A 5,514-nucleotide genomic window follows, 5' to 3' on the forward strand; every position below is an offset into this window, starting at 1 on the left:
ACCAGGTCCGGCAGGCGCTCGACCAGGTCACCGATGCGGCGGCGCGGACCGCCCTGGAGGAGGAATTCGACGTCCACATCGACGATGCCGAGTTCCCCCAACATCATCCCGAACATCCTCTGCAGCATTTCCATGCCGACGCCTAGATAAGGTTCGAACGAACCCATCGTTCCCATCTCCTTCGCCGCGAATTTTCTCCTGGCCCCCGACTCATTCGCCGCGTACCGCATCCCCGCGACCGGAAACAAGCAAACAGCGATTTCTATCCACTTTCGAAATGGGATACACCGATGGTCTGCGCCTCGCGGTACCGACCCGGCCCGCCGCGGGCATATCCGCCCGAGCCCGGCCCCACGTCGGCGCGGCGCCCAGCGGGCGGCGGCTAGTTGTTCGCGCGCTGGATCGAGCGCTGAACGAGTCCTCGGATACCGGGGAGTTGGATGGCGCGCAGCATGAGATCCCCGGCCCAGACATGCGCACGAGTGGGTGGGGCGAATCGGCTGATCCCCTTACGAGCGAGAGCTTGCCGCTTGCGGACCTCCGGACGCAGCGATTGCTCCCACGTATCGAGGGCGGTGGCGAGGTTCTTGCGATCGTCCACTGTCACTCCTGGAGGTCTGCCGCTCGGCTGATGTCGTCAACTTCTAGTTGACGATATCAGCCTCGTCAACCCGAGGTTGACGATCGGGCGGTCGGGCCCCGGCCGCTGCCGGATCGCCGGTGCGGAGTGCTGCCACCGCCGCGGCGATGTATTCGGTGGCCGATCGGCTCCGCATGATCGCCCGGCCCACCTCTGTCCGGGCCACACGCTCGGTAGGGCGCGACAGGTAGCGCAGGCAGGTGGGGACCAGGTTCTCGTAATCGTCGAAGGCGACGGCCGGGGGTGGCCACGGCCCCCGGTCAATCCAATGAATTCGCCAGCCGAGCGTGCAAATCCAGCAGCTCCGGGACCTGGGCGGCCGGTCGGCGGCCGAAACCGCATTCGGTGGCGATACCGAACTCGGGCACGAACTCGGCCGCGGCCTTGATGCGGCGGCGAGCACCGTCGAAACCGTCGGAGGCGTGCACCAGGCCCAGGAAGAGGGTGGTCTCCGGTTCTGTCGCCAGGCCCGCGAGCGGTGCGAAATACGCAGCGTCCGTGCGTCCCTTCGGGACGGGCAGGTGGATCCAGTTCAACGGGCGCTTCAGCGCGGTGGCGACACCGGAGGCCACATCGACCAGTTTCGAAGTATCGGCGGGCTCGACGAAATGCTGATGGCCGAAATCGCCATAGCAGAGGTGATAGCCCAGCTCCACCCCGGCAGGAACCGCATTACCGAGACGGGAGAGCCGCTCGATCACGCCGCCCAGCCGGGCGGGATAGTCGTCGCCGAACCAGCACGGGAAGACGCCTTCGAACAGCGCGAATTCGACGGGCGCGTCCCATTGGATCGCCAGATCCTCATGGGGAATCGCCGAGGTGATCTGATCCAATTCGGCGAGAATCGCTGCTTCGTAACGGATCTCCAGTTCCGCCTGGGGGCCCGCGACGAACGCGCCGATCACCGAGATCGGGGTCGGTAGACTCACCTGGAATCGGACCCGGGGCCGGAGCACACCTTGCGCGCGGAGCTGTTCGAACACCCGCCATGACGCGCGAGCGGCCTGCGCATATCCGAGCGTGCCGAAATCGATTGTCGCCGCGTCGATACCGGGTGCCGGCTGCACCCGTTCGCTCGGTCCGTATTCCGGGCTCGGCGGCGGCACAGTGACGAGGCCGGGGTGCGCCTGCAGCCGGGGCAGCTGCCACACCACAAAGTTGTCCCGCTCTCCGGTCTCACCGTCGGGGACTCGGGTGATATGCCCACCCAGACGGGTAGCGACCTGCGCGAAGACCGCCGCGGCGTCGGAGAGCGGCACACTGCCGCACAGATGGACACCACGACCGGACATAGAACAAACCTCCACATATTGTCGGATACCGCCGAAAGGAGTGTAGGAGCGCCGACGCGGTTGCGCGCGCGGAGCACTCGGCCCGGGCGACCCGCCGTACCGGACTTCGACCCGGGAGGTGTCGTAGTGTTCGGGAAAATCCCCCGGGAACGGAGAATATTTTGACTCAGCCACCGGCAGGCCCGACCGGGCCGCAGCCGCCCGACGGCACTCGGCCCGGCCACCCCCGGCCGCCGCGGAAACGCCGGACCGGCCTCATCGTGGGCGGGGTAGTGGCCGCACTCGTGGTCGTCGCCGCCATCGCCGCCGTGGTGGTGCTGACTCTGCAAGGACGCACCCCGCTGTCCTCCGACGACCAGCAGATCGAGGCCTCGCTGCGCGAGTTCTACGGGACGCTCAGCGACGACGGTTTCGTGGCCGCCACCGGGTTGGCCTGCAAGGCCGACCGGGACGAATTCGATGCCATGTCGGACGCGGAGAAGTCCGAGGCCGAGAAGCTCGGATTCACGGTCGATATCGACTCGGTCGACAATATCGTCGTGACCGGTGACCGCGCGAAAGCCGAGATCAAGGGCAAGTTCAGCCTGTCGGCACCAGACGGGGGCGACGACGAGCAGATGGACGACAGTTCCGAAGAGAGCCTCGTGAAAGAGGACGGCGAATGGCGGGTCTGCTCCTCCTCCGACAGCGGTCCGAAATGATCGACGGCGGGCGCCGATGAGCTGCTGCGGGCCCTCGCGCCGCACCGTACTGGGCGCGCTCGGCCTCGCGGCACTGCTGCCCGCCGCCGGACTCTCCGGTGCGGGCCGGGCGGCCGCGGCGCCCGGCCCGGTGCAGGCGACCGACCTGGAAGTAGTCACGGTCACCGATACCGCCGCCGTGCTCACCTGGACCAGCCGCGACCCCGGCAGCGCGATCCCGGTACCCACCGACGGCGAGCTACTGCTCGGCCCGGCGGACAGTGCCCGCCCACTCCGGCCGGTGTGGGCTTCCGCGAGCCCCACCCCCTTCCATTACGCGCAGATCGACGGTCTCGAACCAGGCCGCGCCTACCGGTTCGCGGCACGATCGGCCGGGGTTCGGGCGACGCCCGCGCGCTCGGTCGCGACCGGTGCGCCCGGCACTCCGGAATCCACCGCGACGTTCACCACCCTGGTACCGCCGCCGGGACGGCTGCTGCGCACCCTGGCGCTGGCCAACGACGTCCATTACGGGGAGACCGTGAGCGGCCTGGTGACGGGCGGGCTGCCGCCCGGGATACGCCAGGAACCGGGTCTACCGCCGTATCCGGAGGTCATGTTCGACGCCGTCCTCGGCGATCTGCGCCGCCCCGATCGCGGCGCGGAACTACTGCTGCTGGCCGGTGACCTGACCGCCGAGGCCACACCCGCGCAGGTGCGCGCGGTGCGCGCCCGGCTGGACCACTGGGGCATCGACGGTCAGGACTACCTCGCCGTACGCGGGAACCACGACCGCCCGCACACGGGCGCGGAATACGCGGATTGCCCGGCGGTTCCCGGCGCCGCGGACCACCGTGATTGCTGGAGTGAGGTTTTCGGGCCCCGGCAACAGGTGGTCGAACACGAACTCGGCGGTCTGCGCATCCTCGGCCTGGATACCAGCGCACTGGACGGCGCGGGCGGGGTACTCGACGCCGCGCAGTTCGACCGGATCTCCGAACTGCTACGCGCCGAACCGGACCGTCCCACTCTGGTTTTCGGTCATCATCCGGTCACCGTGGAGGCCGGGCTCACCAACACGGCCGGGCCCGGTTTCGTACTCGACCGCGAGACCGCGCTGCGACTGCAGCGGTTGTACGAGGACGCGCCGGGGGTCTTCCTGCAGCACAGCGGCCATACCCATCGCACCCGCCGCACCCGGCCGGATACCGCCTGCGCGGTGGAATTCCTGGAGGTCGCCGCGATCAAGGAGTATCCGGGCGGGTACAGCCTGCTGCGCATCTACGAGGGTGGTTACACGGTGAACTTCTACAAGACCCGCACCCCGGAATCCCGGCGCTGGAGCACACTGACCCGCGCCGAATACTTCGGCTTGCTTCCCGAGTACACGCTCGGCACCTTCGCCGATCGCAATCACGTTGTGCTGCGGGACTTCTCGGGACTCACCTGACAAACCGCGTCCCGGGTTCGCGCGCGGCCCGGGCCGGAATCGCCAACGACTCCGGCCCGGCCGGCATACCGAGCGAGCGGCGGGAATCGAACCCGCGTAAACGGCTTTGCAGTTCTATCGTCGGCATAGTTGCAGGTCACGGCATCGTTGGTTGACGTTGGCACTGTTAGTCGACCTGGGAAAACAGCGGTTTGGAGCGTTGGCGCGGTTGGCTGAGGTTGGGTCAACTGCGGACGAAACGCGGACGGCGACCGGGAGCCGTGAATGAACTGCGCATGAGCCACCACCGCTCAGAATGGAGGTTCGTCGTCTCCTGTGTGGTACCCGGCGGTGCACTCATCCAGCCGTTTCCCCTCTTCCTTGGTCCACTCTTTGACTCGTAGATTGCGATCCTTGAGCCACTTGATCACCGCTGCTCGGTTGAAAGCCCACGCACTGTCCTCGATGTTGACCCCATGCCCGGGTGGCGACCACGGATCGCTGATCCCAGAATTCGAGTGTCTGGTCCAGCGCCAAACCCGTGCTTCCTCGTCTGCCTTCAAGGCTTGGGCGGGCTGGCGTACAACCACGAGATAACAGCCATTCGTGTGCTCATCGACCCGATATTTGACGTCGACTGCCGGCAGTTGTCGATATTCCCATCGACGCTTGGCTTCCTCATAGCGTGCCTGGTCGATATAGACGTACTGGACTACGCGTTCGAGCAGGTTCTGTGAGTCGAGGGCTTCATCCCGATCCGGGTCGAAATCGAGATCGTGAGCCCCCTCGTTGCCAATGTTGCGTAGGTGGGTGGCCCAAGTGAAAAGTCGACCGTCGATCTTTCCGGTAGTTTGGAGTTTTTCGAGTCGCTTTTCCAGGGTTCGCTCGGTGGCCCCTTGGTCCAAACATAAGGCTTCCAGACCGCGTCGAGCCGCAACGATAGCCATGATGTAAGAGCCGCCGTCCATGCACTTCTCGACCTCATCGAGTGCGCGTCGGAGAATCTTCGGCAGCACGTCAACACGGCCGAGACGGTCTTCCCATTCCATGTGAGTGAGGATAGTCATCCATCTGGTGGCGCACGACAGAGTTCTTTGCCCCTCGTCCGCCGGGTGACTTCCCTTTCCCTGCTTCCTCATACTGGCCATCCCTGAGCGGAGGGAGGTCGTGTCAAGGGCGCTCTTTCCCTTGACTCGGCCGAACGAGGTCAGACAATCAGGCCATGAGGAGGCAGGGATTACGCAACCAGCCTGGTCCCCACGTACGGATGTCGCCATCAGATTCGTTCGGCAATTCATCCGCGCAGGTCAGATCGGCGTCGAACTTCCTGCGACCGGACCACAGCCAGGCCCCACGAGCGATTGCCGGCCGATTCGTGCTCAGGCTGCGGGAGAGCAAGTCGGGTACGGCTCTCGTCGTGCCCACACTTCTCGGTTATCGAAATCAACCATCTCGGGTCGGAAGCGGTGGCGC

5 protein-coding genes are annotated in these 5,514 nt (G+C 66.1%); 2 read left to right on the forward strand and 3 right to left on the reverse strand.

The window, feature by feature from the left end; genetic code table 11:
* Positions 1-382: 382 nt before the first annotated feature.
* Positions 383-601 (reverse strand): hypothetical protein, encoded by a 219-nt coding sequence (locus tag ACLML9_RS27515; protein ID WP_411948233.1) that lies wholly within the window; start codon positions 599-601, stop codon positions 383-385.
* A gap of 299 nt (positions 602-900) precedes the next feature.
* Positions 901-1,932: a hypothetical protein gene (locus ACLML9_RS27520; RefSeq protein ID WP_411948234.1), complete on the reverse strand. Its 1,032-nt coding sequence runs from the start codon at positions 1,930-1,932 to the stop codon at positions 901-903.
* Positions 1,933-2,093: 161 nt separating this feature from the next.
* On the opposite strand from ACLML9_RS27520, the gene ACLML9_RS27525 reads away from it, so the two are divergent.
* Together ACLML9_RS27525 and ACLML9_RS27530 are read left to right on the forward strand one after the other, a co-directional pair.
* Positions 2,094-2,633, forward strand: a complete 540-nt coding sequence (locus ACLML9_RS27525) for a hypothetical protein (RefSeq protein WP_411948235.1) — start codon at positions 2,094-2,096, stop codon at positions 2,631-2,633.
* 16 nt (positions 2,634-2,649) lie between these two features.
* Positions 2,650-4,062: a metallophosphoesterase gene (locus ACLML9_RS27530; RefSeq protein WP_411948236.1), complete on the forward strand. Its 1,413-nt coding sequence runs from the start codon at positions 2,650-2,652 to the stop codon at positions 4,060-4,062.
* A 290-nt stretch (positions 4,063-4,352) separates the two neighbouring features.
* Here ACLML9_RS27530 and ACLML9_RS27535 read toward each other — a convergent pair whose 3' ends face one another.
* A complete protein-coding gene (locus ACLML9_RS27535) occupies positions 4,353-5,090 on the reverse strand; it encodes a DUF4145 domain-containing protein (protein WP_411948237.1) in 738 nt (245 codons plus the stop codon).
* Positions 5,091-5,514: the final 424 nt, after the last annotated feature.

The sequence above is a fragment of the Nocardia sp. NPDC002869 genome, from assembly GCF_046764065.1.
GTDB classification, from domain to species: domain Bacteria; phylum Actinomycetota; class Actinomycetes; order Mycobacteriales; family Mycobacteriaceae; genus Nocardia; species Nocardia rhamnosiphila.

What these genes read in the sequence shown, in the direction of transcription:
- ACLML9_RS27530 (WP_411948236.1), top strand. Translation starts at nt 2,650, where the DNA reads ATGAGCTGCTGCGGGCCCTCGCGCCGCACCGTACTGGGCGCGCTCGGC.
- ACLML9_RS27535 (WP_411948237.1), bottom strand. Translation starts at nt 5,090, where the DNA reads ATGGAATGGGAAGACCGTCTCGGCCGTGTTGACGTGCTGCCGAAGATT.
- ACLML9_RS27520 (WP_411948234.1), bottom strand. Translation starts at nt 1,932, where the DNA reads ATGTCCGGTCGTGGTGTCCATCTGTGCGGCAGTGTGCCGCTCTCCGAC.